At 63.0% G+C, this 25,209-nt stretch carries 27 protein-coding genes; 15 read left to right on the forward strand and 12 right to left on the reverse strand.

The features are described from left to right. Positions 1–71 precede the first annotated feature (71 nt). Positions 72–293, reverse strand: a complete 222-nt coding sequence (locus tag V6M61_RS03300) for a hypothetical protein (RefSeq protein ID WP_442957719.1) — start codon at positions 291–293, stop codon at positions 72–74. A 137-nt stretch (positions 294–430) separates the two neighbouring features. On the opposite strand from V6M61_RS03300, the gene V6M61_RS03305 reads away from it, so the two are divergent. After that, positions 431–1,474, forward strand: coding sequence for a fatty acid desaturase (locus tag V6M61_RS03305; protein WP_332775134.1), 1,044 nt, complete (start codon positions 431–433; stop codon positions 1,472–1,474). A 6-nt stretch (positions 1,475–1,480) separates the two neighbouring features. On the opposite strand, the gene V6M61_RS03310 is transcribed toward V6M61_RS03305, so the two are convergent. Then, positions 1,481–1,681, reverse strand: coding sequence for a hypothetical protein (locus tag V6M61_RS03310; RefSeq protein WP_332775135.1), 201 nt, complete (start codon positions 1,679–1,681; stop codon positions 1,481–1,483). On the opposite strand from V6M61_RS03310, the gene V6M61_RS03315 reads away from it, so the two are divergent. The 9 genes from V6M61_RS03315 (at position 1,680) to V6M61_RS03355 (ending at position 9,565) form a co-directional block, all read left to right on the forward strand. Beyond that, positions 1,680–4,034: a heavy metal translocating P-type ATPase gene (locus V6M61_RS03315; RefSeq protein ID WP_332775136.1), complete on the forward strand. Its 2,355-nt coding sequence runs from the start codon at positions 1,680–1,682 to the stop codon at positions 4,032–4,034. The two genes, V6M61_RS03310 and V6M61_RS03315, sit on opposite strands and share 2 nt — an antisense overlap. 6 nt (positions 4,035–4,040) lie before the next feature. After that, on the forward strand, positions 4,041–4,220 hold the full coding sequence (gene ccoS / locus V6M61_RS03320) for a cbb3-type cytochrome oxidase assembly protein CcoS (protein ID WP_332775137.1): 180 nt from the start codon (positions 4,041–4,043) through the stop codon (positions 4,218–4,220). A gap of 119 nt (positions 4,221–4,339) precedes the next feature. Further along, positions 4,340–5,791 carry a cytochrome-c oxidase, cbb3-type subunit I gene (gene ccoN / locus V6M61_RS03325; protein ID WP_332775138.1) on the forward strand — a complete coding sequence of 484 codons (1,452 nt, stop codon included), beginning with the start codon at positions 4,340–4,342 and terminating at the stop codon, positions 5,789–5,791. 12 nt (positions 5,792–5,803) lie between these two features. Next, a complete protein-coding gene (ccoO, locus tag V6M61_RS03330) occupies positions 5,804–6,409 on the forward strand; it encodes a cytochrome-c oxidase, cbb3-type subunit II (RefSeq protein ID WP_332775139.1) in 606 nt (201 codons plus the stop codon). A gap of 12 nt (positions 6,410–6,421) precedes the next feature. Next, entirely contained in the window at positions 6,422–6,559 is a 138-nt protein-coding gene (locus V6M61_RS03335) for a cbb3-type cytochrome oxidase subunit 3 (protein WP_332775140.1), read from the forward strand. An 11-nt stretch (positions 6,560–6,570) separates the two neighbouring features. Next, positions 6,571–7,515, forward strand: a complete 945-nt coding sequence (gene ccoP, locus V6M61_RS03340) for a cytochrome-c oxidase, cbb3-type subunit III (RefSeq protein WP_332775141.1) — start codon at positions 6,571–6,573, stop codon at positions 7,513–7,515. A gap of 90 nt (positions 7,516–7,605) precedes the next feature. Next, positions 7,606–9,006, forward strand: a complete 1,401-nt coding sequence (gene ccoG, locus V6M61_RS03345) for a cytochrome c oxidase accessory protein CcoG (RefSeq protein ID WP_332775224.1) — start codon at positions 7,606–7,608, stop codon at positions 9,004–9,006. Positions 9,007–9,030: 24 nt separating this feature from the next. Further along, positions 9,031–9,324 (forward strand): FixH family protein, encoded by a 294-nt coding sequence (locus V6M61_RS03350; protein WP_332775142.1) that lies wholly within the window; start codon positions 9,031–9,033, stop codon positions 9,322–9,324. Continuing rightward, entirely contained in the window at positions 9,311–9,565 is a 255-nt protein-coding gene (locus V6M61_RS03355) for a hypothetical protein (protein ID WP_332775143.1), read from the forward strand. Before V6M61_RS03350 ends, V6M61_RS03355 begins: the two co-directional genes overlap by 14 nt. Before the next feature lie 8 nt (positions 9,566–9,573). Here V6M61_RS03355 and fnr read toward each other — a convergent pair whose 3' ends face one another. Further along, positions 9,574–10,377: a fumarate/nitrate reduction transcriptional regulator Fnr gene (gene fnr / locus V6M61_RS03360; RefSeq protein ID WP_332775144.1), complete on the reverse strand. Its 804-nt coding sequence runs from the start codon at positions 10,375–10,377 to the stop codon at positions 9,574–9,576. Between the two features lie 118 nt (positions 10,378–10,495). Here fnr and hemN point away from each other — a divergent pair, with 118 nt between their 5' ends. Both hemN and V6M61_RS03370 read left to right on the forward strand, forming a co-directional pair. Next, positions 10,496–11,878 (forward strand): oxygen-independent coproporphyrinogen III oxidase, encoded by a 1,383-nt coding sequence (gene hemN / locus V6M61_RS03365; RefSeq protein ID WP_332775145.1) that lies wholly within the window; start codon positions 10,496–10,498, stop codon positions 11,876–11,878. Then, positions 11,878–12,567 (forward strand): sulfite exporter TauE/SafE family protein, encoded by a 690-nt coding sequence (locus tag V6M61_RS03370; protein ID WP_332775146.1) that lies wholly within the window; start codon positions 11,878–11,880, stop codon positions 12,565–12,567. The genes hemN and V6M61_RS03370 overlap by 1 nt, the downstream gene beginning before the upstream one ends. 374 nt (positions 12,568–12,941) lie before the next feature. Here V6M61_RS03370 and V6M61_RS03375 read toward each other — a convergent pair whose 3' ends face one another. From V6M61_RS03375 to panD, 9 genes are all read right to left on the reverse strand, one after another. Continuing rightward, positions 12,942–13,517, reverse strand: a complete 576-nt coding sequence (locus V6M61_RS03375) for a GNAT family N-acetyltransferase (RefSeq protein ID WP_332775147.1) — start codon at positions 13,515–13,517, stop codon at positions 12,942–12,944. An 85-nt stretch (positions 13,518–13,602) separates the two neighbouring features. Beyond that, entirely contained in the window at positions 13,603–13,992 is a 390-nt protein-coding gene (locus V6M61_RS03380; RefSeq protein ID WP_332775148.1) for a GNAT family N-acetyltransferase, read from the reverse strand. Positions 13,993–14,255: 263 nt separating this feature from the next. Further along, entirely contained in the window at positions 14,256–15,107 is an 852-nt protein-coding gene (gene panC / locus V6M61_RS03385; RefSeq protein WP_332775149.1) for a pantoate--beta-alanine ligase, read from the reverse strand. Between the two features lie 177 nt (positions 15,108–15,284). After that, positions 15,285–16,181, reverse strand: coding sequence for a 3-methyl-2-oxobutanoate hydroxymethyltransferase (panB, locus tag V6M61_RS03390; protein WP_332775150.1), 897 nt, complete (start codon positions 16,179–16,181; stop codon positions 15,285–15,287). 58 nt (positions 16,182–16,239) lie between these two features. Continuing rightward, complete coding sequence (gene bioB / locus V6M61_RS03395) at positions 16,240–17,310, reverse strand: biotin synthase BioB (RefSeq protein WP_442957720.1); 1,071 nt, start codon at positions 17,308–17,310, stop codon at positions 16,240–16,242. A 209-nt stretch (positions 17,311–17,519) separates the two neighbouring features. Next, complete coding sequence (gene bioF, locus V6M61_RS03400) at positions 17,520–18,734, reverse strand: 8-amino-7-oxononanoate synthase (protein ID WP_332775152.1); 1,215 nt, start codon at positions 18,732–18,734, stop codon at positions 17,520–17,522. Beyond that, positions 18,713–19,411: a dethiobiotin synthase gene (gene bioD / locus V6M61_RS03405; protein ID WP_332775153.1), complete on the reverse strand. Its 699-nt coding sequence runs from the start codon at positions 19,409–19,411 to the stop codon at positions 18,713–18,715. Before bioD ends, bioF begins: the two co-directional genes overlap by 22 nt. Then, positions 19,404–20,732 (reverse strand): adenosylmethionine--8-amino-7-oxononanoate transaminase, encoded by a 1,329-nt coding sequence (locus V6M61_RS03410; protein WP_332775154.1) that lies wholly within the window; start codon positions 20,730–20,732, stop codon positions 19,404–19,406. Before V6M61_RS03410 ends, bioD begins: the two co-directional genes overlap by 8 nt. An 89-nt stretch (positions 20,733–20,821) precedes the next feature. Further along, a complete protein-coding gene (gene panD / locus V6M61_RS03415) occupies positions 20,822–21,202 on the reverse strand; it encodes an aspartate 1-decarboxylase (RefSeq protein ID WP_068833101.1) in 381 nt (126 codons plus the stop codon). A gap of 137 nt (positions 21,203–21,339) precedes the next feature. Here panD and nadC point away from each other — a divergent pair, with 137 nt between their 5' ends. From nadC to pabB, 3 genes are read left to right on the forward strand one after another with little or no spacing between them, the layout of a single operon-like run. Then, positions 21,340–22,203 (forward strand): carboxylating nicotinate-nucleotide diphosphorylase, encoded by an 864-nt coding sequence (nadC, locus tag V6M61_RS03420; RefSeq protein ID WP_332775155.1) that lies wholly within the window; start codon positions 21,340–21,342, stop codon positions 22,201–22,203. Next, the gene (gene nadA / locus V6M61_RS03425) at positions 22,203–23,327 is read left to right on the forward strand and encodes a quinolinate synthase NadA (RefSeq protein WP_332775156.1); all 1,125 of its coding nucleotides are present in this window, start codon (positions 22,203–22,205) and stop codon (positions 23,325–23,327) included. The genes nadC and nadA overlap by 1 nt, the downstream gene beginning before the upstream one ends. Further along, positions 23,327–25,087: an aminodeoxychorismate synthase component I gene (gene pabB / locus V6M61_RS03430; RefSeq protein ID WP_332775157.1), complete on the forward strand. Its 1,761-nt coding sequence runs from the start codon at positions 23,327–23,329 to the stop codon at positions 25,085–25,087. The genes nadA and pabB overlap by 1 nt, the downstream gene beginning before the upstream one ends. Positions 25,088–25,209: the final 122 nt, after the last annotated feature.

Consider the following 25,209-nt stretch of genomic DNA (forward strand, 5'->3'; position numbering starts at 1 on the left):
GTTTTAATAGCTGCTCGTGCTTATTTGGCAGGGACCAGAGGCCACTTTCGCTCATAAAAATTCAATTTCACTCACGGTGAGAAAGCAGCTCTCGCGCGTGATCGCCACAAAGTCCGCCAGCCAGGGCCGGCCGGACGTGCCGTCACATAGCCGCGGTCCAGGTAGCTTTGCACCGCCCACAGCTGCAGCATGGCAATCGCCAGCTCGGTGGTGCGGCGCGCCGGCTTGATGCCGGCGGGCTCCAGCACCTGGCGCACCAGGTCCACTGTCTCGCCCGCGTCCTGCTCCGACACGATGGCAATGTCGGGCCAGTGCCGGGCACATTGTGCAACCGCCCGTATGGCCTCAGCAGTACTTGACGTGGATCAACGTGCAGCGAGCTCCCGACGCTAAGCTCAAAAGCTTCGCCCTGGACGCTCATATTCAATTTATGCACCAAGCTACCGTCATCCCGCACCGTAAAATAATTCGAGAATGGCTTGCGCCAATCGTCACCAAAAACACGGCTTACGCCATCTGCCTGGTGGTGATGGATCTGCTGCTGTTTGGATTGGCGCTCAGCGCGGCCGTTTTGCTGGCCCAGCCCGCGCTGCAGGTGCTGGCCGGCATCGTCACAGGCCTGGTCATAGGTCGGCTGTTTATTTTGGGTCACGATGCCTGCCACCAGAGCCTTACCCCGCACCGCCGGCTCAATCGCTGGCTGGGGCGGCTGGTGTTCCTGCCCTCACTCACACCCTACAGCCTGTGGGACATGGGCCACAACGTCGTGCATCACGGCTACACCAATCTCAAGGACTTCGACTTTGTGTGGCAGCCGTATACACTCGACGCTTACCGGCGCCTGCCCGTCTGGCGAAGAGTCCTGGAACAGGTGTACCGCAGCGGCTGGGCACCGTGGCTTTACTATGGGCTTGAAATCTGGTTCAAGCGCATGTACTTCCCGTCAAAAAAACTGATGCCGACACGCCGAGGCATATTTACGGCCGACTGCTTGCTGGTCACTGCCGTAACAGTGGCCTGGGTTACCGCACTGGTCTACGCGGCCTACGCCACCGGCCAGTCGCCGTGGTGGCTATTAAGTGTCGCGTTTTTTCTGCCCTTGCTGGTGTGGAATGCCTTGATCGGCTTTGTTGTCTATGTGCATCACACCCACACCCGCGTGGCTTGGTACGCGCAAAAGAAAGACTGGTCAGCGGCCAGCCCCTTTGTTTCGACCACCGTCCACCTGACCTTTGGTGCAGGCATTGGCAACGCGCTGCACCACATCATGGAACACACGGCGCACCATGTCGACATGAGCGTGCCGCTGTATCGCCTCAAGCAGGCACAGGCGCTGCTGGAAGCCAAACTGCCCGGCCACATCGTGATTCAGCCCTTTTCCTGGGCCTGGTATTTTGAGACGGCCAGACGCTGCAAACTCTACGATTTTGAGCAACAGTGCTGGACTGACTTCGCGGGCCAACGAACGAGTTAACTCTTTTTACGCAACCTCATCGGCTCCGCGCATGGTGAATACTTGCCCTACGTCTGGGGAAAAACGCTGCCTGAGATAGACGCTTGAGGCAGCAAATCGGCGGTCTCCGTTCCGAGGCATTTCAGCAGCCTGCCAGACCTCCTTGATGACCCGGTCCTTGATCCATGTCAAGGTATCCGGTTTGTGCTGCCGGTAGGCTTGGCTCATGCCAGCCGCTGTCCTCCTAGCTAACTTGTCCGAGCCCGGTCCTGGGGCGATCCGGGAAACCGGGCCCGGCCATCTTGCCGTGTTTGACGACCCCGGAGAGTGGGCCACTTTCAGCCAACCCGCCGAGCCAACCCCGGGCAAAGCGTCAGCAGACACCACGGACTTGTGGGAGTCGCAGGTAGTGGTGCGCGGCATGCACTGCGCGGCCTGTTCGCTCACGCTGGAGCAGGCGCTGCTGGGTATTCAGGGCGTTGTTTCCGCCCAGGTCAGTGCCGCGAGCCAGCGCGCCAGCATTGTCTGGTCGGCGGCGCTGACCCGGCCTTCCAAGTGGATGCGCGCGCCGCTGGCGCTGGGCTACCGCCTGTTGCCGGCTTCCGATGCATTTAGCTCCGACCACGGTCGCAGGGCGGCGCGTCTGGCGTTGTGGCGCTGGCTGGTGGCCGGGTTTTGCATGATGCAGGTCATGATGTACGCCACACCGGCTTACGTGGCAGGGCCGGGCGACATCACGCCAGACATCCAAAGCCTGCTGCGCTGGGCCTCCTGGGTGCTGAGCCTGCCCGTGGTGTTCTTTTCCTGCACGCCGTTTTTTGCCAATGCGCTGCGCGATTTGAGGCGGCGCCGCATCAGCATGGATTTGCCGGTGGCGCTGGGCATTGTCATCATTTTTGCCGTCAGCAGCGCCGCCACCTTTGAGCCCCAGGGCAGGTGGGGGCAAGAGGTTTATTTTGATTCGCTGACGATGTTCGTCTTTTTTTTGCTCACCGGCCGCTGGTTGGAACAGCGCCTGCGTGCGCGCACGGCAGGGGCGCTGGACAGCCTGATGCAACGGCTGCCCGACAGCGTGGAGCGGCAACAGGCCCACGGCGGGTTTGAACGGGTAACCGTGCGCCGACTGGTGGTCGGCGATCTGGTTCGTGTGTTGCCCGGTGAGGCCTTTCCGGCCGACGGCACGATTGTCCTGGGCGACACCTTTGTCGATGAAGCGCTACTGACCGGGGAATCCCGTCCCGTCACCCGTCCGCTAGGAGCCTCGGTGCTGGCCGGTAGCCACAACCTGTCGGCGGCGGTGCAGGTGCGCATAGAAAAAATCGGCGAGAGCACCCTTTACGCGCAGATTGTGGCCCTGATGGCGCGGGCCGCGGTGGACAAGCCGCGGCTGGCGGTGCAGGCCGACCGGGTGGCCAAGCCATTTTTGGGTTTTGTGCTGTTGGCAGCAGCCCTGGCCGCCGCGTATTGGTGGGGCACAGATCCCGCCCGAGGACTGATGGCAGCGGTAGCCGTGCTGGTGGTGACCTGCCCCTGCGCGTTGTCACTGGCCACGCCCACCGCCATGCTGACTTCCGCAGGCCTGCTGGCGCGGCATGGTGTGCTGGTGCGCCGTTTGCGGGCGCTGGAAGATCTCGCCAGCATAGACACCGTGATATTTGACAAAACCGGCACCTTGACCGAAGCCCGCATGGGTTTGCGCGGCGTGAGCACCCGCGCGGGCGTGACAAGCGCAGAGGCGTTGCAACTGGCGGGGGCGCTAGCGCAGCACTCGCTGCATCCGGTGTCGCGCGCTTTGGTCACTGCAGCCAACAGCGCGCGACTTGATCATGCCGACACGGTTGCGATGCCGGATGTGGCTGGTGTGCGGGAGATCCCCGGATGCGGGCTTGAAGGCCGACTCGGCACAGCGCCCGGGTTTGGCTTCTGTGGTCTGCTTCGTTTGGGCTCGGCCCGGTTTTGCCAGCTTGACAGCGCCGCGCACGACAGTCTGCAGGTTTACCTGACGGATGAGTCGGGCTGGCTGGCCGGGTTTGATCTGGACGAAGTAATTCGCCCGGATGCCCATGAGGCCGTCACCCGCTTGCACAAGGCGGGGCTTGAGGTGCAGATGCTGTCGGGCGACAGCCATGCGGCGGCCAGCAGCGTGGCGAGGCGGCTGGGTATCAAGGAAGTGCAGGGCGATTGCACACCCCAGAACAAGCTGGAGCGCTTGCAGGCCTTGCAGCAACAGGGCCGCAAAGTGCTCATGGTGGGGGACGGCCTGAACGACGGGCCGGTGCTGGCCCGTGCCCATGTCTCTGTGGCGCTCGGGCAGGCCGTGCCGCTGGCGCAGGCCCAGTCCGACCTCGTCATGCCGGGCGGGCAGTTGCTGATGCTGCCCAAGATGCTGGCTCACGCGCGCCACACGCTGCGCATCGTGCGGCAAAACCTCTGCTGGGCTGCCGTCTACAACGCGGTCTGCGTGCCTTTGGCCTTGATGGGCTGGCTGCCCGCCTGGCTGGCGGGGCTGGGCATGGCGCTGAGTTCCTTGCTGGTCATTGCCAACGCCGCCCGCCTGTCGCGCCTGAAAGAAAAGAGTTGAGTCGCGATGGACATTTTGTTTCTTCTGGTTCCCCTGTCGGTGTTGCTGGCGCTTGGCGTACTTGGGGTATTGGCCTGGGCGGTCTGGTCGGGTCAGTTTGAAGACATGGAAAGCGAAGGGCAGCGCATTTTTCAGGATGAAACGATGAGCAGCCTGCAGAAACGCCCGGTGGACACAACGGCTTGAAGCAAGGCTTGATCTCTATTGATCCATATCAACACCTTCATCAAGCCCCAGCGGCACACTGCCTGTCAATTCAGGTCACAGAGGACTTCTTGATGAGTGCCGTACTTTCAACCCCCGCGATGCGTACATCCCAATCTGGCTGGGCCGCTTCGCATGCCACGCAGTACAACGACAAGATCGTGCGCCAGTTTGCCGTGATGGCCGTGGTCTGGGGTGTGGTCAGCATGCTGGTCGGCGTGTTCATCGCGGCGCAAATGGCCTGGCCCGAGCTCAACTTTGGCATTGCCTGGCTGTCATTCGGGCGCCTGCGCCCTTTGCACACCAATGCCGCCATCTTTGCCTTTGGCGGCTGCGCGCTGTTTGCCACCAGCTATTACGTGGTGCAGCGCACCTGCCAGGTGCGGATCATTTCGGACAAGCTGGCGGCCTTTCATTTCTGGGGCTGGCAGGCGGTGATCGTCGGGGCCGCCATTTCGCTGCCCATGGGATTTACCCGCGGCAAGGAATACGCCGAGCTGGAGTGGCCGATTGCGATTTTGATTGCCCTGACCTGGGTGGCTTATGCGATGGCGTTTTTCGGCACGATAGGTCTGCGCAAGGTCAGGCACATCTACGTCGCCAACTGGTTTTATGGCGCGTTCATCATCGCCGTTGCGTTGCTGCATATCGTCAATGGCGCGGTGGTTCCTGCCGGCTGGATGAAGTCCTACTCGGCCTATGCCGGCGTGCAGGACGCCATGGTGCAGTGGTGGTATGGCCACAATGCCGTGGGCTTCTTCTTGACGGCCGGTTTTCTGGGGATTGTGTATTACTTCATTCCCAAGCAGGCTGAGCGGCCGGTGTATTCCTACCGCCTGTCCATCGTTCATTTCTGGGCGCTGATTTTCACCTACATGTGGGCCGGCCCGCACCATTTGCACTACACCGCGCTGCCCGACTGGACGCAGTCGATTGGCATGGTGTTCTCGCTCATTCTGCTGGCGCCCAGCTGGGGCGGCATGATCAACGGCGTGATGACCCTGTCGGGTGCCTGGCACAAGCTGCGCGAAGACCCGATCATCCGCTTCATGATTGTGGCCCTGTCTTTCTATGGCATTGCCACCTTCGAGGGACCCATGATGTCCATCAAGACGGTCAATGCCCTGTCGCACTACACCGACTGGAATGTTGCCCACGTGCATGGCGGCACCCTGGGCTGGGTCGGTTTCATTTCGATGGGTGCGCTTTACTTCCTGGTGCCGCGCCTGTTTGGGCAAACCAAAATGCACAGCGTCAAAGCGATTGAGGCTCATTTCTGGATGGCCACCATAGGCATCGTGCTGTACATCGCCGCCATGTGGATTGCCGGCGTGATGCAGGGCCTGATGTGGCGGGCCATCAATGCCGATGGTTCATTGACCTACACCTTTGTCGAAAGCGTCAAGGCGAGTTATCCGTTTTATGTGGTGCGCTTCTTGGGCGGTCTGCTGTACCTGAGCGGCATGCTGCTGATGGCCTGGAACGTCGCCATGACGGTGCTGGCCGGCAAGCCGTCCAGCACCACGATTCCACGCAGCCTGGCCCACGCCTGAAAGAAGCCTCTTATGTCTTTCTCACACGAAAAAATTGAAACCAGCAACTGGTTGATGATTGTTCTGGTTCTGATCGTCGTAGCCGTAGGCGGTCTGGTTGAAATTGTTCCCCTGTTTTTCCAGAAATCCACCACGCAAGCGATCAAGGGCGTGGTGCCGGACTCGCCTCTGAAGCTGGTGGGTCGTGATATTTATGTGCGCGAAGGCTGCTACAACTGCCACTCGCAGATGATCCGACCGCTGGTCGCCGAAACCCTGCGTTACGGCCACTATTCGGTGGCCGGTGAGTTTGTCTACGACCGACCTTTTCAGTGGGGCAGCAAGCGCACCGGCCCCGACCTGCACCGCGTGGGCGGCAAGTACAGTGACGAATGGCAACGCCTGCACCTGGTGAGCCCGCGCGATCTGGTGCCCGAATCCATCATGCCGGCCTACCCCTGGCTGGAAAAAGCCCCGGCCGATGCCGAGTCGATTCAACGCCGCATGAAAGCCCTGCGCTCGGTGGGCGTGCCGTACACCGATGCCGAAATCGCCAGCGCACCTGCAGAGGTCAAAGGCAAGACCGAACTCGATGCGCTGGTCGCCTATTTGCAAGGCCTGGGCCTGGCACTGAAATAAGAGGACCTCACCATGGATATCAATGTATTGCGCAGCCTGGTCACCGTGGCTGCATTTGTCGTATTCATGGCGATTCTGGTGTGGGCCTGTCTGCCCGCCAGAAAAGCGCAGTTTGACGATGCGGCACAACTGCCCTTCCGGTCTGAATAGGAGCGGCCCCCATGAGTGACTTTACAAACGGTTTCTGGCCCTGGTATGTGGCGGCCATCAGCCTGGTGTCGATTCTGGCCTGCGCCTGGTTGTTGTGGGTGGCCGGCAAAGCCAGGGTCAGCGCGCATCCGGGGCAGGTCAATGACAGCACCACCGGCCATGTGTGGGACGAGGACTTGCGGGAGCTGAACAACCCCCTGCCGCTGTGGTGGATGTGGCTGTTCATTTTGACGGTCGTTTTCGCGTTGGGCTATCTGGTCGTTTTCCCCGGCTTGGGCAGTTTTCCCGGGCTGTTGAAATGGTCTGCCGAGGCTGAGCACAGTCAAGATGTCACCCAGATACGCAGCCAGGTCGCACCACTCTATGCCGGGTTCACCGCGCAACCGGTTGAAGCGCTGGTGAAAGAGCCGCGCGCCATGGCCATTGGCGAGCGGCTGTTCATGAACAATTGCGCGCAGTGCCATGGCTCTGATGGGCGCGGCAGCAAGTCCTACCCCAATCTCACCAATGCCAATGCGGCGTGGCTGGGTCAGCGCGGCGCGGAGCACATCGTGCAGACGGTGACGAATGGCCGCACCGGCGTGATGCCGCCCATGGGGGCGGCCATTGGTGGGGAGGCCGAGATCAGCGAGCTGGCCAATTACGTGTTGTCGCTGTCGGGCAGCCCGCATAACGAGATCAAGGCCTTCAGCGGCAAGAAAAAGTTTTCGGCCTGCGCGGCCTGCCATGGCGTGGACGGCAAAGGCAACAAGGCGCTGGGCGCCCCCAACCTGACGGATGATTACTGGCTGCATGGCTGGGGCGAGGCCGCGATTGCCAACATCGTCAAAAACGGCAAAAACAACGTCATGCCGGCCCAGACCTCCAAGTTGACGGCCGAGCAGATTCATGTGGTGTCGGCTTATGTGCTGAGCCTGTCGGGCAGCAGCTTTGCGACGGCTGCCAAAACGCAATAAGGGGCGGTTGGCGTGGCATCTCCCGGCAGCACTCCGCGCACGCCGAAACGGGTCATTCCGATCATCGCGGTGGGCGGTGCGGCTGCCGGCATGGCAGCAGAAGACGATTCTTCGGCCGTGGTGTCGCTGTACCAGTCCGAGAAAAAGATCTATGCCCGCAGTGTCTCAGGCTGGTTCAACCAGTGGCGCTGGGCCATGGTAGGGGTGACGCAGCTGGTGTTTTATGGGTTGCCCTGGCTGTCCATGAATGAGCGGCAGGCCATGCTGTTTGACCTGGGTGCCCGGCGGTTCTACATTTTCAATCTGGTGCTGTACCCGCAGGATTTGATTTACCTGACGGGCTTGCTCATCATCAGCGCGCTGTCGCTGTTTCTGTTCACGGCGGTTGCCGGTCGGCTGTGGTGCGGCTACGCCTGTCCGCAAACGGTGTACACCGAGATCTTCATGTGGGTGGAGCGCAAGATCGAGGGCGACAGGGTGGCCCGGATGCGGCTGGACAAAGCTCCGCCAAGCGCTGTCAAGCTGGCCCGCAAAGGCGCCAAGCACCTGGCGTGGATTGCGATTGGCTTATGGACGGGCTTTACCTTTGTCGGCTATTTCACGCCCATCAAAGAGCTGTCGAGCGCCGTCGTCAACTTTTCGCTGGGGCCGTGGGAGTTGTTCTGGGTGCTGTTTTATGGCTTTGCGACCTACGGCAACGCGGGCTGGATGCGCGAGCAGGTGTGCAAGTACATGTGCCCCTACGCCCGCTTTCAGAGCGCCATGTTTGACCGCGACACGCTGATCGTCACCTATGACGCAGTGCGGGGAGAAGGCCGCGGCTCACGTCCTCGCAGTGACACCCCCGCCGACTACCACGCCAAAGGGTTAGGGGACTGCATTGACTGCGGCCTGTGCGTGCAGGTGTGTCCGACGGGCATAGACATCCGCAACGGCCTGCAGTATGAATGCATCAGTTGCTCGGCCTGCATTGATGTGTGTGACGGTGTCATGGCCAAAATGCAGTACCCGCGTGGCTTGATTCGCAACAGCACGCAAAACGGCATCAGCCAGAAGCTGTCCCGCTCGGCCATGTTTCGCCGGGTGCTGCGTCCCAGGGTGCTGATCTACACCGCTGTTCTCGGGGCGATCAGCCTGGGGCTGCTGGGGAGCCTGCTGACCCGCGCCAGCTTCAAGGTGGATGTGGTGCGCGACCGCGGGGTGATGGCCCGCATGGTGGGGCAGGGCCAGATTGAAAACGTCTACCGCCTGCAAATCATGAATGCCACTGAACACAGCCAGCAGTATGAGATTCGTGTGAACGGGATTGATGGGGTCCGGATGGTGTCGGACGCGGCGGTGGTGGTGGATGCCGCCAGTTCACGCTGGGTGCCGGTGCGCGTGCAGGCACCGCCCAACGCGGCTACGGCCGGCTCGCACCCGATTGAATTCGTGATCACCACGCCGGACGATGAGGTGACTGAAAAAGCAGTCTTCCTGGTTCCCCGTTAGACATTTGGCTCAATAAGGCAAAACATGAATCCTGTTAACAAGGTCACCCGTAATGTTTCGCAGATCTCCACGGCCCGCCCCTGGTGGAAGGAGCCTTATGTCTGGCTGGTGATTGCCGGGCCACTGTCCGCGGTGCTGGCTTGCGTCGTTACGGCGGTCTACATCATGCGGGGGCCGGACGCGCTGGTCTCGGACGACGCCTACCGGGAAGGAATCGCGATCAGCCAGCAGGTGCAGGCGGCGCAGCCTCCCATGCAGCCCGCGCAGATGGGGCGCAACCACAGCGCGACGGGAGGCAAACGCGATGAACAACCTTGAGTCGAATGAGGTGCCGAAAGTCAGGCATGGGCTGCTCATCATCGGGCCGGCCTTCCTGGCGGCCTGCCTGCTGGAAGCGCTGGTGTTTGCCATGGTTGACCCCGGCGAGGTGCATTGGCCGGGCCATACCTCCCAACCGTCGCGTCAGGGGGTTTACACGATGGCGTTTTTCAGCTTCTGGCTGATCAGCATGGCTTGCAGCGGGCTGGTTTTATGGCTGGCTAAAACAGATCGGAAATAGGCGAAAAATCAGCGACAAACTTGCGGGTTGACGATGCGCTTGAGTGCCTCGGCATCCCGTATCTGGATATGGCGCTGCTTGACCTCGACCAGGCCATCGTCTGAAAACTTCGAGAAAGTGCGGCTCACCGTTTCAAGCTTCATGCCCAGGTAACTGCCGATTTCTTCGCGCGTCATGCGCAGCACCAGCTCTGATTTTGAAAAACCACGCGCCTGCAGGCGCTGCACCAGATTCAGCAGGAAGGCCGCCAGCCGTTCCTCGGCCCGCATGCTGCCCAGCAAGAGCATCACGCCATGGTCACGCACAATTTCGCGGCTCATGATTTTGTGCACATGGTGCTGCAGCGCGTTGACCTCGCGTGAAATTTCCTCGATGCGGTCAAAAGGCATGACGCACACTTCGGCGTCTTCAAGGGCAATGGCGTCGCAGGTGTGCTGCTCGTTAACGATGCCGTCCAGGCCAATGATCTCGCCGGCCATCTGAAAGCCCGTGACCTGGTCACGCCCGTCTTCCGTGGTGACGTTGGTTTTGAAAAAGCCGGTTCGAATGGCATACAGCGAGGCGAACTTCTCGCCGTTGTGGAACAGGGACATGCCGCGCTTGACGCTTCGCCGCGTGGCAACCAGTTCGTCCACCCGAATCAGCTCTTCGGCGCTCAGGCCCACAGGCATGCACAACTCGCGTAAATTGCAGTTCGAGCAAGCTACCTTGACCGATTCCTTGTTCATGCGGCTTATTTTGACGGAGCGGGGTGATTTTTCAAAACTTTCCGCTTCGGCGCTGGTGGCGGGGACTATGGCGCTATCGAACATGACGGACTCCTGAGAATTTTCGATTGTCCTCTTGCCTGCCTGCCCGGGGCTTGATCCATGTCAAGGTATGACTTGGCGATTGGCGGCAGAGTAGAGTGCTAGCCCAAGGGATTTGTTCATGAGTGTTGTTTCGCCTGACTTGCTGCGCCAATTTGACCTGACCGGGCCGCGGTACACCTCGTACCCGACGGCCGACCGGTTTGTCGAGGCGTTTGCTGCGGACGACTATGTGCAAGCGCTCAAACAGCGTCGCAGCGGCGTCGCCGCGATGTCCTTGCCGCTGTCGCTGTATGTGCACATCCCGTTTTGTGAGTCCCTGTGCTACTACTGCGCCTGCAACAAAATCATTACCAAACACCACGAACGGGCCGAGCCGTATTTGCGCTACCTGAGCCGCGAGGTCGACCTGCACACGGCCCACGTCGGCTTGGGCCAGGTGGTCAGCCAGTTGCACCTCGGCGGCGGCAGCCCGACTTTTTTAAGCGATGACGAGTTGCGGGCCTTGATGGCCATGCTGCGCCGCAGCTTTTCCCTGGCGCCTGGTGGTGAGTATTCGATCGAGGTGGATCCACGAACCGTGGATGAAGGCCGGCTTGCCGTGCTGGCCGAACTGGGGTTCAACCGTTTGAGCTTTGGCGTGCAGGACTTTGACCCGGCGGTGCAAAAAGCCGTACACCGTGTTCAGCCCACAGAGCAGGTGTTTGCGTTGGTTGAAACGGCCCGGAAGCAGGGTTTTGAGTCGATCAATGTGGATCTGATTTATGGCTTGCCCCAGCAAACACCGGAATCATTTGATCGCACCCTGGCCCAGGTAACGGCACTGCGCCCGGACCGGGTGGCCTTGTACGCCTATGCGCATTTGCCGGAACGTTTCAAGCCGCAGCGCCGCATTGTGACGGCCGAGCTTCCTTCTGCTTCTGCCAGAACGTCCATGCTGGCCCGTTCGCTGGCCGCGTTTGATGCGGCGGGCTATGTCTATGTGGGCATGGACCATTTCGCTTTGCCCAACGATGCGCTGGCGGTTGCCAAGCGCCAGGGTCGCCTGCACCGTAACTTCCAGGGTTACAGCACCCAGCCCGACTGCGATTTGATCGCGCTGGGTGTCTCGGCCATCGGCCGGCTGGGTGCTACTTACAGCCAGAATGCCAAGACCCTGGCAGAGTACTACGACCATCTGGACCAGGGGCGGCTGCCGGTCGTGCGCGGCCTGGCCTTGTCGCGCGATGACTTGGTCAGGCGTGCGGTGATCATGGCCTTGATGTGCCAGGGCGAATTGCAGTTTGAGTCGATTGAGCTGGCTTACCTGATCGATTTTCGGACTTACTTTGCGCCAGAGCTCGAAGCGCTGGGCGTGCAGGCCGGGCAGGGACTGGTCAGCCTGAATGATTCCGGTATCGAGGTGACAGCCAAGGGCTGGTTTTTTGTGCGGGCCGTTGCGATGGTGTTTGACCGCTACTTGCAGGCAGACCGCAACCGGGCGCGGTTTTCGAAAATCATCTGATGCAAACCACGCTCGCCGCAACCGCCTTGCTCATGGGGCTTGCCGGCGGGCCCCACTGCATTGCCATGTGCGGCGCCGCATGTGCCGCTGCATCTGCCGGTAATGGGCGCGCTGGCGGTGGCAAGAGCACGCGCTCGCTGTGGATTTTTCAGGCGGGCCGGGTCGTGGGCTATTCAAGCCTGGGCGGTATTGCCGCGGCTTCGATGCAAGGCCTGGGCTGGCTCAGCGTTCAATCGGCGGCGCTTCGGCCGGTGTGGACGCTGTTCCACGTGGCCGCCGCGCTGCTGGGCATGATGCTGCTGTGGCAGGCGCGCCAGCCGGTCTGGCTGGAAAACACCGCGCGCAAGGTCTGGGGCAGGGTGCGCGCAGTTACCGAGGGTTCGCGTGGCGCGGCCCCGCTGCTGCTGGGCGTTTTGTGGGCGTTGCTGCCTTGCGGGCTGCTGTACTCTGCCTTGCTGGTGGCGGCGCTGACCAGCAGCATGCTTGAGGGGGCCGCCGTCATGGCGCTGTTTGCCCTGGGCAGCAGCGTTTCCCTGATGGCCGGGCCATGGCTTTGGCTGCGACTGCGGGGCCAGGGTTCGGGCCAATGGGCTGTGCGTCTGGCGGGTCTGGCCTTGTCCGTGACATCCTTGTGGGGGCTGTGGGTGGGCTTGGTGCACAACACAGCACCTTGGTGCCTGCCCCCATGAGTTAAGCGACCCTGAGTGAAACGACCCGCGAACCGCTTACTGCGGCCCGCGCAGCGCGGGCCGCAGGCATGAGCCGACAGGTCGTCGAGCTTCAAGCGCACTCCCGCTGTAGGCAAGGATGAGGTGCAGATGCTTTTGGGGTCGATTTGTTTTCGTTGTCAATGTCGCATCGGGCCTGGCAATCAGCGCCTTGCCGGGCTTGGCGCGGTGGATCTGACCATGCTGTCGGTGGCGCTACGCGAGATGCGGGTGATCGAGGGAGCGTGAGGCTGACAAGCGGGCGCTGACCATCGCCTCTTTGTCATTAGCTATCTATTTGATAGCTTAGTGCGTATGTTACATGCGGGCTGAGGCCGATTTTTTCGATGGAGAGCTTAGCCACCACTCGGCTGCGGCTGTGGCGAGCCTTGAGTGGAAGCAAGGTCTTCTGGGATAAGTGAATTGACGAAAGCCTCGTGAGGTTTGCCGTGAAAGTACAAACGGTTCCTTGCTTTACCTTCAAGTCGGGCGCCAACAGCCTGCGCAACCCGTTGGCTTGCAGGATTGTTGCTGAGAACGACGATTTCAAGCCTGGTGAACTGACGGTCCTTGAAACCAATATCAGCCACCAATCGCGCTGCGGTCCTGGCGACGCCTCGGTTGGTGAATAAACTGCTTACCCAGTACCCGATGTTTGCAATTCGGTAGACTTTATTGATGTGGTTGAGTCCGGTTCCGCCAACCACTGCGCCGCTGCGGACATCGAAAATACCGAGCGGATACTCAGTACCCGATGCCCAAGCTTTCTCGGTGAACTGAATCCACGCCTGAGCATCTGCCAAAGAGTAAGCTGGGTAGCACCAAGGCATCCAGTAGGAAAGCTCGTCAATCGACGCACGCACGGCCGCGTAAAACGACTCCACGTCTGAGGGATTGAAGCGGCGAATGAGGATTGACTCGGTGCTGCGCATGAGGGGCGGGTTTTGTGGTGGCTAACGAAAGTAAGCCGACGCCGTAGGCAGTCGGCTCTTGACTGGCCAGTCCAGCGCCCTGAGGCTACACACGGCGGCGCTCCATTGCAACGGTGGATACGCTGAACCCGAGTTTTTCGAAGAACTCCTGCGCACCCTCGCGCCCGGCGCGAAGCACCCACGTGACACCTGAACTGTCCCCTGTGATGTGACGCACAAGAGCACTACCGATCCCCCGGCGCTGATGCGGGGGCGAGACAACGACCATCGAGAGATAGCCGTTAGAAAAACCATCAGTGATGCCGCGAGCGAAACCAAGGATTTGAGCGCCGTTCAGCGCAATGGCGGTTCGCTGGGTGTTGGAGAGAAGCGCCGCGAACTGCGCTGCGTCACCCACGCGATGCGCCCACCCATTGGCACACAAGAACTGGCGCACAGGTTCAACTTCGGAAGGGTGGATGTCGTGCACTTGCATGGCTCTTGCCGTTGAGGGGGAGTCCATATATGAATTGTTAGGGGGCTTTGTCATCCTGAGCGCAGCGAAGGATCTCGGTATGCTGGCAAGATTCTTCGCGTTGCTCAGAATGACAGCATAGGGGGCGTCGCCTTCGTTTCGGACTGCTGAGTAAGAAGCATTATGAGTAAAATTGACCTCCAGCCCCAGTCGAATATGCGTGATATGCTATCAAAAAGAGAGCGTATTGAGAGGCCGCCAACCCACCCCTTGCCTCGGGCCGCTCAGATTTCCAGGTTGTCGATCAGCCGTGTCGTGCCCAGCCGGGCCGCGCCCAGCACGACCAGTGGCTCGGCCGTTGCGGCGCCGCCACGTGGCGGCTGCAGGTCGGCGCGGCGGCGCACTGTCAGGTAGTCGGGTTTCCAGCCGCGCCGGGCCAGGGTCTGCATGGCCTGCTCTTCCAGGCTGGCCAGATCGGCGGCGCCGGGGGCTTTGGCGGCTTCGCCGAGGGCCTTGAGGGCTATGGACAACTGCACGGCTTCCAGGCGCTGTTCGGGGCTCAGGTAGCCGTTGCGCGATGACAGCGCCAGGCCGTCGGGTGCGCGCTGGGTTTCGCCGGCCATGATTTCAATTGGCAGCGCAAACTGCTGCACCATGCGGCGGATCACCATGAGCTGCTGGTAGTCTTTTTTGCCGAAGGCTGCCACGCCTTCGGGCTTGCCGGCGAACACGCAGGAAAACAGCTTGAACACCACGGTGCTCACGCCGATGAAGAAGCCGGGGCGAAAGTGCCCTTCCAGAATGTCGGCCAGCTCGGACGAGGGGTGCACCTTGTAGGTTTGCGGCTCGGGGTAGAGGTCTTTTTCGCGCGGTGCAAACAGTACGTCGCAGCCGGCCGCCTTGAGGCGTTCGGCATCGGCGTCCAGCGTGCGGGGGTAGGTGTCAAAGTCTTCGTGCGGCGCAAACTGCAGCCGGTTCACGAAGATGCTGGACACCGTGACGTCGCCCTGCGGCTTGGCCTGCGTGACGAGCGCGATGTGGCCGTCGTGCAGATTGCCCATGGTGGGCACGAAGGCGGGGCGCTTGAAGGTGCTGAGGCAATCACGCAGCTCGGCAATGGTTTGAACGATTTTCATGACATGGTGTGAAATGACGGGCTCAGCCGGAAGGGGCGACTATACAGACAGGCGAGTTTCGACGCCGGGCCAGAGTGCGCAGCGCAGGGCCGCCCCAAGCAAGGGCAGCCCCTCTTCGCCGTAAAAGGGGCAGCGTACCGCCGAAGGCACGCGAAGCGACAAGCGTGGGGGCCATATCTACCAGGCGTGCTGCGCATCGACCGGGAAGGTGCGATTTTTGACCGCCTGCACATAGGCTTCCATGGCGCCGCGCACGCTGTGGCTGTCTTCCATGAAGTTGCGTACAAACCTGGGCATCTTGCCCAGGTTGATGCCCAGCATGTCGTGCAGCACCAGCACCTGGCCCGAGGTGCCCACGCCTGCGCCTATGCCGATGGTGGCGCAGTGGCTCAGTTCCTGGGTCAGCGTGGCCGACAGGGCGGCAGGCACCATTTCCAGCACCAGCATGGCGGCGCCGGCGTCTTCGAGCTCGTGCGCCTGTTGCTTCAGCAATGCCGCGGCCGCTTCGCTTTTGCCCTGCACGCGGTAGCCGCCCAGTGCATGCACGGTTTGCGGCGTCAGGCCCAGATGCGCGCAGACCGGCACGCCGCGCTCCACCAGGAAGCGTACCGTCTCCGTTGTCCAGCCGCCGCCTTCCAGCTTGACCATGTGGGCGCCGGCCTGCATCAGCACCATGGCGCTGCGCAGGGCCTGCTCTTTCGATTCCTGGTAAGTGCCAAAGGGCAGGTCGCCAATCAGCCAGGCCGTACCTTGCGAGCGGCGCAGGCCGCGGGCCACGCAGTCGGTGTGGTGGCGCATGGTCTCCAGCGTCACGCCGACGGTGCTGGTCAGGCCCTGGCAGACCATGCCCAGCGAGTCGCCGACCAGAATGCACTCGACCCCGGCGGCATCGGCCACGGCGGCAAAGGTGGCGTCGTAAGCGGTGAGCATGGTGATTTTTTCGCCCTGCACATGCATTTCGCGCAGGCGCGGCAGGCTGATGGGCTTGCGCGTCGAGGGCACGGACGACGGCGGCAGCGTGCCGTAGGGCGTGGCTGAACCGCTGGCGGGGGCGTTGGCAGGGGTGGGCGTCATGGGTGCTCCTGAAAATTAGCGAGAGTCTAATTACCTTCGCAGGTTCTTTCAGCGCATTTCAGCGTACATCGGGGGCCGAACGCGTCATGCCCAGGCGCGCCAGCAGCGCCACGTCGGCGTCGGTGTCGGGGTTGCCGGTGGTCAGCAGCTTGTCGCCATAAAAAATGGAGTTGGCGCCGGCCAGAAAGCACAGGGCCTGCACCGCGTCGCCCATCTGCTGGCGGCCCGCCGACAGGCGCACGCGCGCCTTGGGCATGGTGATGCGCGCCACGGCAATGGTGCGCACAAACTCAAACGGGTCCAGATCGGCCTGGTCGGCCAGCGGCGTGCCTTCGACCTTCACCAGATGGTTGATGGGCACCGACTCGGGGTAGGGGTCGAGGTTGGCGAGTTCGGCCACCAGGCCGGCGCGCTGGCGGCGGGTTTCGCCCATGCCCACAATGCCGCCGCAGCACACCTTGACGCCCGCGCTGCGCACGCGCGCCAGGGTGTCGAGCCGGTCCTGGTAGTCGCGCGTGGTGATGATGTCACCGTAAAAATCAGGCGCGCTGTCCAGGTTGTGGTTGTAGTAGTCGAGCCCGGCGGCCTGCAGCGTTTGCGCATGGCCGTCTTCCAGCATGCCCAGGGTGGCGCAGGTTTCCAGCCCCAGGCCTTTGACGGTGCGCACCAGCTCGGCGACTTTTTCAATGTCGCGGTCTTTGGGGGCGCGCCAGGCCGCGCCCATGCAAAAGCGCGTGGCGCCGGCGTCTTTGGCGCGCTGGGCGGCTTCCAGCACCGCTTGCGGCTCCATCAGCTTGGAGGCTTGCACGCCGGTGTCGTACTGGGCGGCCTGCGGGCAGTAGCCGCAGTCTTCCGGGCAGCCCCCGGTTTTGACCGACAGCAGCGTGGCAAATTCAACCCGGGTCGGGTCAAAGTTCTCGCGGTGCACGGTCTGCGCCTGGTGCATCAGCTCCGGGAAAGGCAGGTTGAACAGCGCTTCAATGGCGTCGACCGTCCAACGGCCCTTGTCTTGCGGCTGAGGAGCCCGGCGTGGCGGGTGGAAGGCGAGAGGTTGTTCCAAAACGGAAGACATGGACGTGGGGCTCCTAAGGTATGCAGATGTGCTGTCACGAACGCGACACGGATTCAATCGCTCAGTCTATCGATGCTGTTATGCATTTCAGTTATGAAGAATGTCTTTGATTCGCCGCCAGACATCGCTGGCTTGGGGTCGGCTCAAGGTGTGCGTGCCGGTCAATTTTACCGGTCATCGTTTAGAGCCCCCACGCTCGTCACTGCGTGTACTTCGCTGCCCCCCGAGGGGGCCGTGCTTGCTTGGGGCGGCCCTGCGCTGCGCACCTAGCGGGATGCCGCAGCCAGTTCGGTGAGCGCCTGCACCAGGCGGTCGATGTCGGCCTCGGTGTGCGCGGCTGACAGGGCGATGCGCAAACGGGCCGTGCCCTCGGCCACCGTGGGCGGGCGAATGGCGGGCACCCACAGGCCGCGTGCGCGCAGGCCATCCATCACGGCCAGCGCCGCGTCGTTGGGGCCAATCACAAGGGGCTGGATGGCGGTGGGTGACTCACCGAGTTGCCAGGAACTGCCTTGCAGGCCTTGGGTCAAGCCTTGGCGCAAGCGGCTGATGAGGCCTTGCAGGTGCTCGCGTCGCCATTCTTCGTGCTCTATCAGTTGCAGGCTGGTTCGCAAGGCGGTGGCCAGCAAGGCGGGGGCGGCGGTGGCAAAAATATAGCTGCGGGTTTTTTGCAGCAGCCATTCAACCAGCGCATCGCTGCCCGCCACAAACGCCCCGGCCACGCCGGCCGCCTTGCCCAGCGTGGCCATGTAGAGCACGCGTGGTGAGGCGTTTTCACCAGACAGGCCAAAGTGGGCCAGGCAACCCCGCCCCTGCGGGCCCAGCACGCCAAAACCGTGTGCGTCGTCGAGCAGCAGCAAGGCGTCATGGCGTTCGCACAGGGCCAACAGGGCAGGCACGTCGGCCAGGTCGCCGTCCATGCTGAACACGGCGTCGCTGATGATGAGCTTGCGCCGCGCCGGGCTGTTGATGAGCTCCCGCTCCAGCGCCGCCAGGTCGGCATGCGGGTAGCGGTGAATCTGTGCGCTTGACAGCCTGGCGCCGTCAATCAGGCAGGCGTGGTTCAGCGCGTCTGAAAAAATCGCATCGCCCTTGCCCACCAGCGCGGGCACGATGCCGATGTTGGTGGCGTAGCCGGCGTAGAAGTACAGGGCGCGCGGCTGGCCGACGAAGCGCGCCAGTTCGTGCTCCAGCGCGTCGTTGGCCGCGCTGTGGCCGCTCACCAGTGGCGAGGCCGCTGCACCGACGCCGAAAGCGCGGGCACCGTCGCAGGCCGCTTGCACCAGCGCGGGGTGGCCGGCCAGGCCCAGGTAGTCGTTGCTGCAAAACGCCAGCATGCGCTGCCCGTCAATTTGCAGGTGGGCGCCGTCTTCGGGCACCACGACGCGGCGCCGGCGGCGCAAGTGCGTGCGGTCCAGCTCGGCGATGCGTGCCGGGAATTCAGCCAGCCAGGAGCTGCTTAGTGGAGTGTTGATTGCCATGCCAGGGGAAGCTCCATCTTGATGGTTTGGGGGTTGGGCAGCGGCTGGTGCGCAATGCTGGCCAGCAGCGGCGCAGCGAGCCGCTGCTGCAAAAAAGCGATGTTGTCGTTTTGCGCCAGCATGGTGGGATCGACATGGTTGGCGACCCAGCCCGCCAGCGTGAGGCCGCGTGCGCGAATGGCTTCGGCCGTCAGCAGCGCGTGGTTGAGGCAGCCCAGGCGCAGGCCCACCACCAGTACCACGGGCAGGGCCAGCGCCTGCGCCAGATCCGCGCCGGTTTCCGTATCCGACAGCGGCACCATGAAGCCGCCCGCGCCTTCCACCACCACGGCGTCAGCCAGTTGCAGTAATTGGCGGTGGCAGGCCACGATATGGGCGATGTTGATGTCAACGCCGGCGCGCGCAGCGGCAATGTGAGGCGATACCGCGTCGGGCAGCAGCACCGGGTTGTCGAGCTCGGGGGGTACGCGGCAGTTTGATGCGGCGCGCAGGGCCAGCACATCGTCGTTGGCTTGCAGGCCGTCTATCAAGGTGGTGCCCGCCGCCACGGGCTTCATGCCGACGACACGCGGGTAGTGCTGGGCCAGCGCATGCAGCAGCGCCGCACTGACCAGGGTTTTACCGACGCCGGTGTCGGTGCCCGTCACGAAGAAGGAGATTTTTTGACGCTCAGCCATGCGCATTTTCTTCGGCCAGCGTGGCCTCCAGGGCCGCCAGCGCGCCGCGTGCCAGGTGCCCTGCCGTGTCTTCGTTCATCACATAGGGTGGCATGGCATAAATCGTGTTGCCAATCGGCCGCAGCAGCACGCCGTGCGCCAGGGCGTGCTGGTGGTAGCGGCGTGAAAAGTGCGGCAGCGTGGTGGCTACATCCCAGGCCCAGATCATGCCGAGCTGCCTGGCGTTCTTGATGCGCGCATGGGTGCTTAATGGCGCGAAGGCCTGGCTGATGGTGTGGGCCAGCGTGACGTTGTGGGCCAGCACCTCGTTTTGCTCGAACAGCTCCAGCGTGGCCAGTGCGGCGCGGCAGGCCAGCGGGTTGCCGGTGTAGGAGTGCGAATGCAGAAAGCCGCGCGCCACATCGTCATCGTAAAAGGCTTGGTAGACCGTGTCGGTGGTCAGCACCGCAGACAGGGGCAGGGTGCCGCCGGTCAGTCCTTTTGACAGGCAAATGAAGTCGGGCCGGATACCGGCCTGCTGGTGGGCAAACATTGTGCCGGTGCGCCCGAAGCCGGTGGCGATTTCGTCCACCACCAAATGCACCTCGTGGCGGTCGCACAGCGCGCGCACCTGGCGCAGGTAGCTGGCATCGTGCATGGCCATGCCGGCGGCGCACTGCACCAGAGGCTCGACGATGAGGGCTGCGGTGCTGGCGTGGTGCTGTTGCAGCCAGGCCTCCAGAGCGCTGGCGGCGCGCTTGGCCACGTCTACGGAACTTTCACCCGGCTGCGCTACGCGCGCATCGGGGCTGGGCACGGTGGCCGCCAGCCGCACCAGGGGCGCGTAGGCCTCGCGGAAGAGGGCGATGTCGGTCACGGCCAGCGCGCCCACGGTCTCGCCGTGGTAGCCGCCGGCCAGTCCCACAAAGCGGCATTTCTCGGGGCGCCCGGTGTTGCGCCAGTAGTGCGCACTCATCTTGAGCGCGATCTCGGTGGCCGAAGCGCCGTCGCTGCCATAAAAGGCATGGCCCAACCCCGTCAACTGCGCCAGTTTTTCTGACAGTTCCACCACCGGCTGGTGCGTGAAACCGGCCAGCATCACGTGGTCGAGCTGATCAAGTTGCGCCACCAGCGCGGCCTTGATGTGCGGATGGCCGTGGCCAAACAGGTTGACCCACCAGGAACTGATGCCGTCGAGGTAGCGACGGCCTTCAAAGTCGTGGAGCCACACGCCTTCGGCCCTGGAAATCGGAATCAGGGGCAGTGACTCGTGCAGCTTCATCTGCGTGCAGGGGTGCCACACGTGCTGCAGGCTGCGCTGAATCATCGAGGGGTTGTCCATGGGGGCTCCCATTTAGAAAGGGCGGGGATGCTCAACGTGGCGCTTTCGCCTGTGCGTGCCAGGGCCAGGCTGCTGGTGATATCAGGCGATCAGGCCATTTGCACCGGAATGGTCGAGCGCTCTTCCTTAATGCGGTTGTCGGGGTTGACGAACACCAGCTTGGGCGCAAAACCCGCCACTTCCTTTTCTTCAACCTGCGCGAAGGCGGCAATGATGACGAGGTCGCCCACCGCGGCCCGGCGTGCGGCCGAGCCGTTGACCGAGATGATGCGGCTGCCGCGCTCGGCGCGGATGGCGTAGGTGATGAAGCGCTCGCCATTGTTGATGTTCCAGATGTGGACCTGCTCGTTCTCGCCCAGATTGGCGGCGTCCAGCAGGTCTTCGTCGATGGCGCATGACCCTTCGTAATTGAGTTCGCAATGGGTGACGGCGGCGCGGTGGATTTTGGATTTGAGCAGGGTGCGGAACATGAGAGGGCCTGGTGGTATCTGCAGAAAAAAGGGGGGCGAAAAACAGGCGGGACAATGGGGCACCGGCTGCCCTGAAATCAGTAACAATTAACCTGTTGAGCCACTAGTCTAGGCGAGTCCTTATTCAAATTAGTTATATGAAAAAATCCGTTGATTTCTCTGTGGAAACGCTGGCCCGGTTGGCCGAGGCCGATGTGGTGCGTGCGCTGGCCGAAGATGTGGGGGCCGGCGATTTGACGGCCGGCCTGATTGACCCGAACCGCAATGCCAGGGCGCAGGTGTTGGCGCGAGAAAGCGCCGTGATTTGCGGCCAGGCCTGGGTGCAGGCTGCCGTCATGCAACTGGACCCCCAGGCCCGTCTGATCTGGCATGTGCGGGACGGCGAGCGCTGCGCGGCCAACCAGGTGGTGCTGGAGTTGCAGGGGCGGGCACAGGCCCTGCTGACGGCTGAGCGCACGGCACTCAATTTTCTGCAGCTGCTGAGCGCTGTCGCAACCAAGACCGCGACCTATGTAGAAGCCGTCAAGGGCACGCGGGCGCGGATTGTGGACACGCGCAAAACCCTGCCCGGCCTACGCCTGGCGCAAAAGTACGCGGTGCGCATGGGCGGCGGCACCAACCACCGCATTGGCCTGTTTGATGCCGTGCTGATCAAGGAAAACCACATCGCGGCGGCGGGCGGCGTGACGGCGGCGCTGCAGGCCGCGGCGCGCGTGGGGCGCCAAGCGAACTTTGTCGAGATCGAAGTGGAAACACTGGCCCAGCTCGAAGAGGCCTTGGGCGCGGGCGCGAAAATGGTGCTGCTCGACAACATGGATCTCCCCACACTGCGTGAGGCTGTGCGCATGAACGCGGGACGCGCGATACTTGAAATATCGGGTGGCGTCACGCTGGACGGCCTGCGGGCCCTTGCAGAAACCGGCGTAGACCGCATCTCCATAGGAGGCCTGACCAAGGACGTCAAGGCGACGGATTTCTCGATGCGTTTTCAGGAGTTTTGATGAGTCCCGTTATCGATGTTGAATACGACCTGCCGCACCCGGAGGCAGTGCCTGGTGCGTCGGCCTGCGACACCAAGCATGCCTGGGCCCGTGTGCCGCAGGAACCGGGGCCCGACGAGCGCGCCGCGCTCAAAGACAAGATCCGCCGCTTGCTGAAAGAGCGCAACGCGGTCATGGTCTCGCACTACTACGTGCACCCCGACCTGCAGGATCTGGCCGAGGAAACCGGCGGTATTGTCAGCGACTCGCTGGAGATGGCGCGCTTCGGGCGCGACCATGCGGCTCAGACGCTGGTGGTCTCGGGCGTGCGCTTCATGGGTGAGACCGCCAAGATCGTTTCGCCGGAAAAGCGCGTGCTGATGCCTGACCTGGACGCGACCTGCTCGCTGGACCTGGGCTGCCCGATCGATGAATTCAGCGCATTTTGCGATGCCCACCCGGACCGCACGGTGGTGGTCTATGCCAACACCAGCGCGGCCGTGAAGGCGCGCTCCGACTGGCTGGTGACCTCGAGCTGCGCGCTCGACATCGTGCGGGCACTGACAGAAAAGGGCCACAAGATTCTGTGGGCGCCCGACAAGCACCTGGGGGGCTACATCCAGCGCGAAACCGGCGCCGACATGGTGCTCTGGAACGGCTCGTGCATCGTGCACGACGAATTCAAGGCCTTCGAGCTGCAGGCGCTGATGAAGGACCACCCCAAGGCCAAGGTGCTGGTGCATCCCGAGTCGCCGGCCGACGTGGTGGCGCTGGCCGATGCCGTGGGCTCGACCTCGGCCATCCTCAAGGCCGCGCACGAGCTGGACGCCCCGGAGTTCATCGTCGCCACCGACAGCGGCATGATGCACAAGCTGCGCACGCTCAACCCCGGCAAAATCTTCATCGAAGCGCCGACCGCGGGCAACAGCGCCACCTGCAAGAGCTGCGCGCACTGCCCCTGGATGGCCATGAACAGTTTGGCGGGCCTGGCCCAGGTGCTGGAGACCGGCCGCAATGAAGTTCACGTCGATCCGGCGCTGGGCGTTCGTGCCCGTATGCCGATTGATCGCATGCTGGCGTTTACTGCGGCGCTGAAGGCCGGCCAGCCGGCAGGCGCGCTGGTGCCGAACATCGGCGCTGCCTGATGGCGGCCTTCTCGGCCCTCATAGACTTCTCCAACCCAGAGCATCCCGACGGGCCGCGTCTGCGCCAGGCCTTTGGCGCTGCGCGCAAGGTGCTGGTGGCGCGCGAGCTGGCGCAGGTGCGTCCCGTGCTGAATGCCGTGCAGGAGGCCGCGCAGCAGGGCGCCTGGTGCGTGGGCTACCTGCGCTACGAGGCGGCGCCGGCCTTTGACGCGGCGTTGGCCGTGCATGCGGCTGAGGGGCCATTGGCCTGGTTCGCGGTGTACGACGAGGCGCTGCCGTGGCCCCGGGATGAAGCGGATGCGGCCGCCCAGGTACAGTGGCAGGAGGCCTGTCCCCGCCCCGTCTTTGATGCGGCGCTGGACCGCATCCAGCGCGCCATTGCCGGGGGTGAGTTGTACCAGGTCAATTTCACGGCGCAGATGTCCGGTTCGCTGTCCGGCGAGGCCGTGGCTGAGCCGGCCCGCGCCCTGTTTTCCGCCCTGCAGCGCGCCCAGCCCGGCGGCTATGCGGCCTTTCTGGACACCGGCGATGAGCAGGTGCTGTCGGTGTCGCCCGAGCTGTTTTTCGACTGGCGTGCAGGTCGCATCCTGACGCGGCCCATGAAAGGCACGGCAGGGCGCGGCGCTACTGCGCACGAAGATGCCGCGCAGGCCGAGGCCCTGCGCACATCGGCCAAGGAGCGTGCCGAGAACGTGATGATCGTGGACCTGCTGCGCAACGACCTGTCGCGCATTGCCCAGCCTTTCAGCGTGCGCGTGCCGCACCTGTTTCATACCGAGGCGCTGCCCACGGTGTGGCAGATGACTTCGGACGTGGAGGCGCGAACACGTGCGGGTTGTTCACTGGCCGATGTGTTTGCGGCCTTGTTCCCCTGCGGCTCGGTGACCGGGGCGCCCAAGGTGCGCGCCATGCAGACGATCCGCGCGCTGGAGCCGCAGGCGCGCGGTGTGTACTGTGGCGCTTTGGGTGTGGTGCAGCCGGGCGAACACGGCATAAAGGCCACCTTCAATGTGCCCATCCGCACCGTGACCCTGCGCGGCACGGCGCTGCGCTGTGGCATTGGCAGCGGCATCACCGCGGACGCCAGGGCCGATGGCGAGTGGCAGGAGTGGCAGCACAAGCGCGCCTTTGTGGAGCGGGCGAGCAGGCCTTTTGACTTGCTGGAAACCATGGCGCTGGAGGATGGCAGCCTGCGCGACGCACCCGCGCATCTGGCGCGCATGGCCGCTGCGGCCGCGCATTTTGGCTACCCTTGGCAGCAACCGTCCATCGAGCGGTGTTTGCAAGAACTGGCGCAGACTCATCCGCAGGGAATGTGGCGCGTGCGCCTGCTACTGGATGCGCAGGGACGTGCCAAGGTTGAAGCCCATGCGCTGCCGGCCTCGCCGCAACGCGTGCGGCTTGAACTGGCAGACCATGCCATCGAGGAAGCGCACGGTGAATTTGTGCGCTTCAAGACCACGCGCCGCGCGCACTACGATGCCTTCACGCCCAGGCAAGCCGATATGTTCGATAGCTTGCTGTGGAACCCGGAAGGCGAGATCACCGAATGCACGCGCGGCAACGTGGCGCTGCTGCTGGACGGTCGCTGGGTCACGCCGCCGCTGCAATGCGGTTTGCTGGGCGGCGTTGGGCGGGCCAATGCATTGCGTGATGGCCGTGTGGCTGAAGCCGTGGTGCGGCTGGACGACCTGCCACGCGTGCAGGCCCTGGCCTTCGTCAACAGCCTGCGCGGCTGGATTGCGGCGGACCTAGTGTGATGTTGCATGCTTGATGGCACAAATAAAACCGATGAATTTTTGCCTAGGACTAGGCGCAAACCACAGCAATAGTTCCACTATTGCGCGGATTTGCAACGACGCCATGGGCAAAAAGGCGCGGT

This window comes from Polaromonas sp., from assembly GCF_036676035.1.
Taxonomy (GTDB): domain Bacteria; phylum Pseudomonadota; class Gammaproteobacteria; order Burkholderiales; family Burkholderiaceae_C; genus Polaromonas.

Excerpts from the sequence above, each read along its gene's own strand:
- V6M61_RS03305 (WP_332775134.1), top strand. The coding sequence starts at position 431 with ATGCACCAAGCTACCGTCATCCCGCACCGTAAAATAATTCGAGAATGG.
- V6M61_RS03315 (WP_332775136.1), top strand. The coding sequence starts at position 1,680 with ATGCCAGCCGCTGTCCTCCTAGCTAACTTGTCCGAGCCCGGTCCTGGG.
- V6M61_RS03310 (WP_332775135.1), bottom strand. The coding sequence starts at position 1,681 with ATGAGCCAAGCCTACCGGCAGCACAAACCGGATACCTTGACATGGATC.
- ccoS (WP_332775137.1), top strand. The coding sequence starts at position 4,041 with ATGGACATTTTGTTTCTTCTGGTTCCCCTGTCGGTGTTGCTGGCGCTT.
- ccoN (WP_332775138.1), top strand. The coding sequence starts at position 4,340 with ATGCGTACATCCCAATCTGGCTGGGCCGCTTCGCATGCCACGCAGTAC.
- ccoO (WP_332775139.1), top strand. The coding sequence starts at position 5,804 with ATGTCTTTCTCACACGAAAAAATTGAAACCAGCAACTGGTTGATGATT.
- V6M61_RS03335 (WP_332775140.1), top strand. The coding sequence starts at position 6,422 with ATGGATATCAATGTATTGCGCAGCCTGGTCACCGTGGCTGCATTTGTC.
- ccoP (WP_332775141.1), top strand. The coding sequence starts at position 6,571 with ATGAGTGACTTTACAAACGGTTTCTGGCCCTGGTATGTGGCGGCCATC.
- ccoG (WP_332775224.1), top strand. The coding sequence starts at position 7,606 with ATGGCAGCAGAAGACGATTCTTCGGCCGTGGTGTCGCTGTACCAGTCC.
- V6M61_RS03350 (WP_332775142.1), top strand. The coding sequence starts at position 9,031 with ATGAATCCTGTTAACAAGGTCACCCGTAATGTTTCGCAGATCTCCACG.
- V6M61_RS03355 (WP_332775143.1), top strand. The coding sequence starts at position 9,311 with ATGAACAACCTTGAGTCGAATGAGGTGCCGAAAGTCAGGCATGGGCTG.
- fnr (WP_332775144.1), bottom strand. The coding sequence starts at position 10,377 with ATGTTCGATAGCGCCATAGTCCCCGCCACCAGCGCCGAAGCGGAAAGT.
- hemN (WP_332775145.1), top strand. The coding sequence starts at position 10,496 with ATGAGTGTTGTTTCGCCTGACTTGCTGCGCCAATTTGACCTGACCGGG.
- V6M61_RS03370 (WP_332775146.1), top strand. The coding sequence starts at position 11,878 with ATGCAAACCACGCTCGCCGCAACCGCCTTGCTCATGGGGCTTGCCGGC.
- V6M61_RS03375 (WP_332775147.1), bottom strand. The coding sequence starts at position 13,517 with ATGCGCAGCACCGAGTCAATCCTCATTCGCCGCTTCAATCCCTCAGAC.
- V6M61_RS03380 (WP_332775148.1), bottom strand. The coding sequence starts at position 13,992 with ATGCAAGTGCACGACATCCACCCTTCCGAAGTTGAACCTGTGCGCCAG.
- panC (WP_332775149.1), bottom strand. The coding sequence starts at position 15,107 with ATGAAAATCGTTCAAACCATTGCCGAGCTGCGTGATTGCCTCAGCACC.
- panB (WP_332775150.1), bottom strand. The coding sequence starts at position 16,181 with ATGACGCCCACCCCTGCCAACGCCCCCGCCAGCGGTTCAGCCACGCCC.
- bioF (WP_332775152.1), bottom strand. The coding sequence starts at position 18,734 with ATGGCAATCAACACTCCACTAAGCAGCTCCTGGCTGGCTGAATTCCCG.
- bioD (WP_332775153.1), bottom strand. The coding sequence starts at position 19,411 with ATGGCTGAGCGTCAAAAAATCTCCTTCTTCGTGACGGGCACCGACACC.
- V6M61_RS03410 (WP_332775154.1), bottom strand. The coding sequence starts at position 20,732 with ATGGACAACCCCTCGATGATTCAGCGCAGCCTGCAGCACGTGTGGCAC.
- panD (WP_068833101.1), bottom strand. The coding sequence starts at position 21,202 with ATGTTCCGCACCCTGCTCAAATCCAAAATCCACCGCGCCGCCGTCACC.
- nadC (WP_332775155.1), top strand. The coding sequence starts at position 21,340 with ATGAAAAAATCCGTTGATTTCTCTGTGGAAACGCTGGCCCGGTTGGCC.
- nadA (WP_332775156.1), top strand. The coding sequence starts at position 22,203 with ATGAGTCCCGTTATCGATGTTGAATACGACCTGCCGCACCCGGAGGCA.
- pabB (WP_332775157.1), top strand. The coding sequence starts at position 23,327 with ATGGCGGCCTTCTCGGCCCTCATAGACTTCTCCAACCCAGAGCATCCC.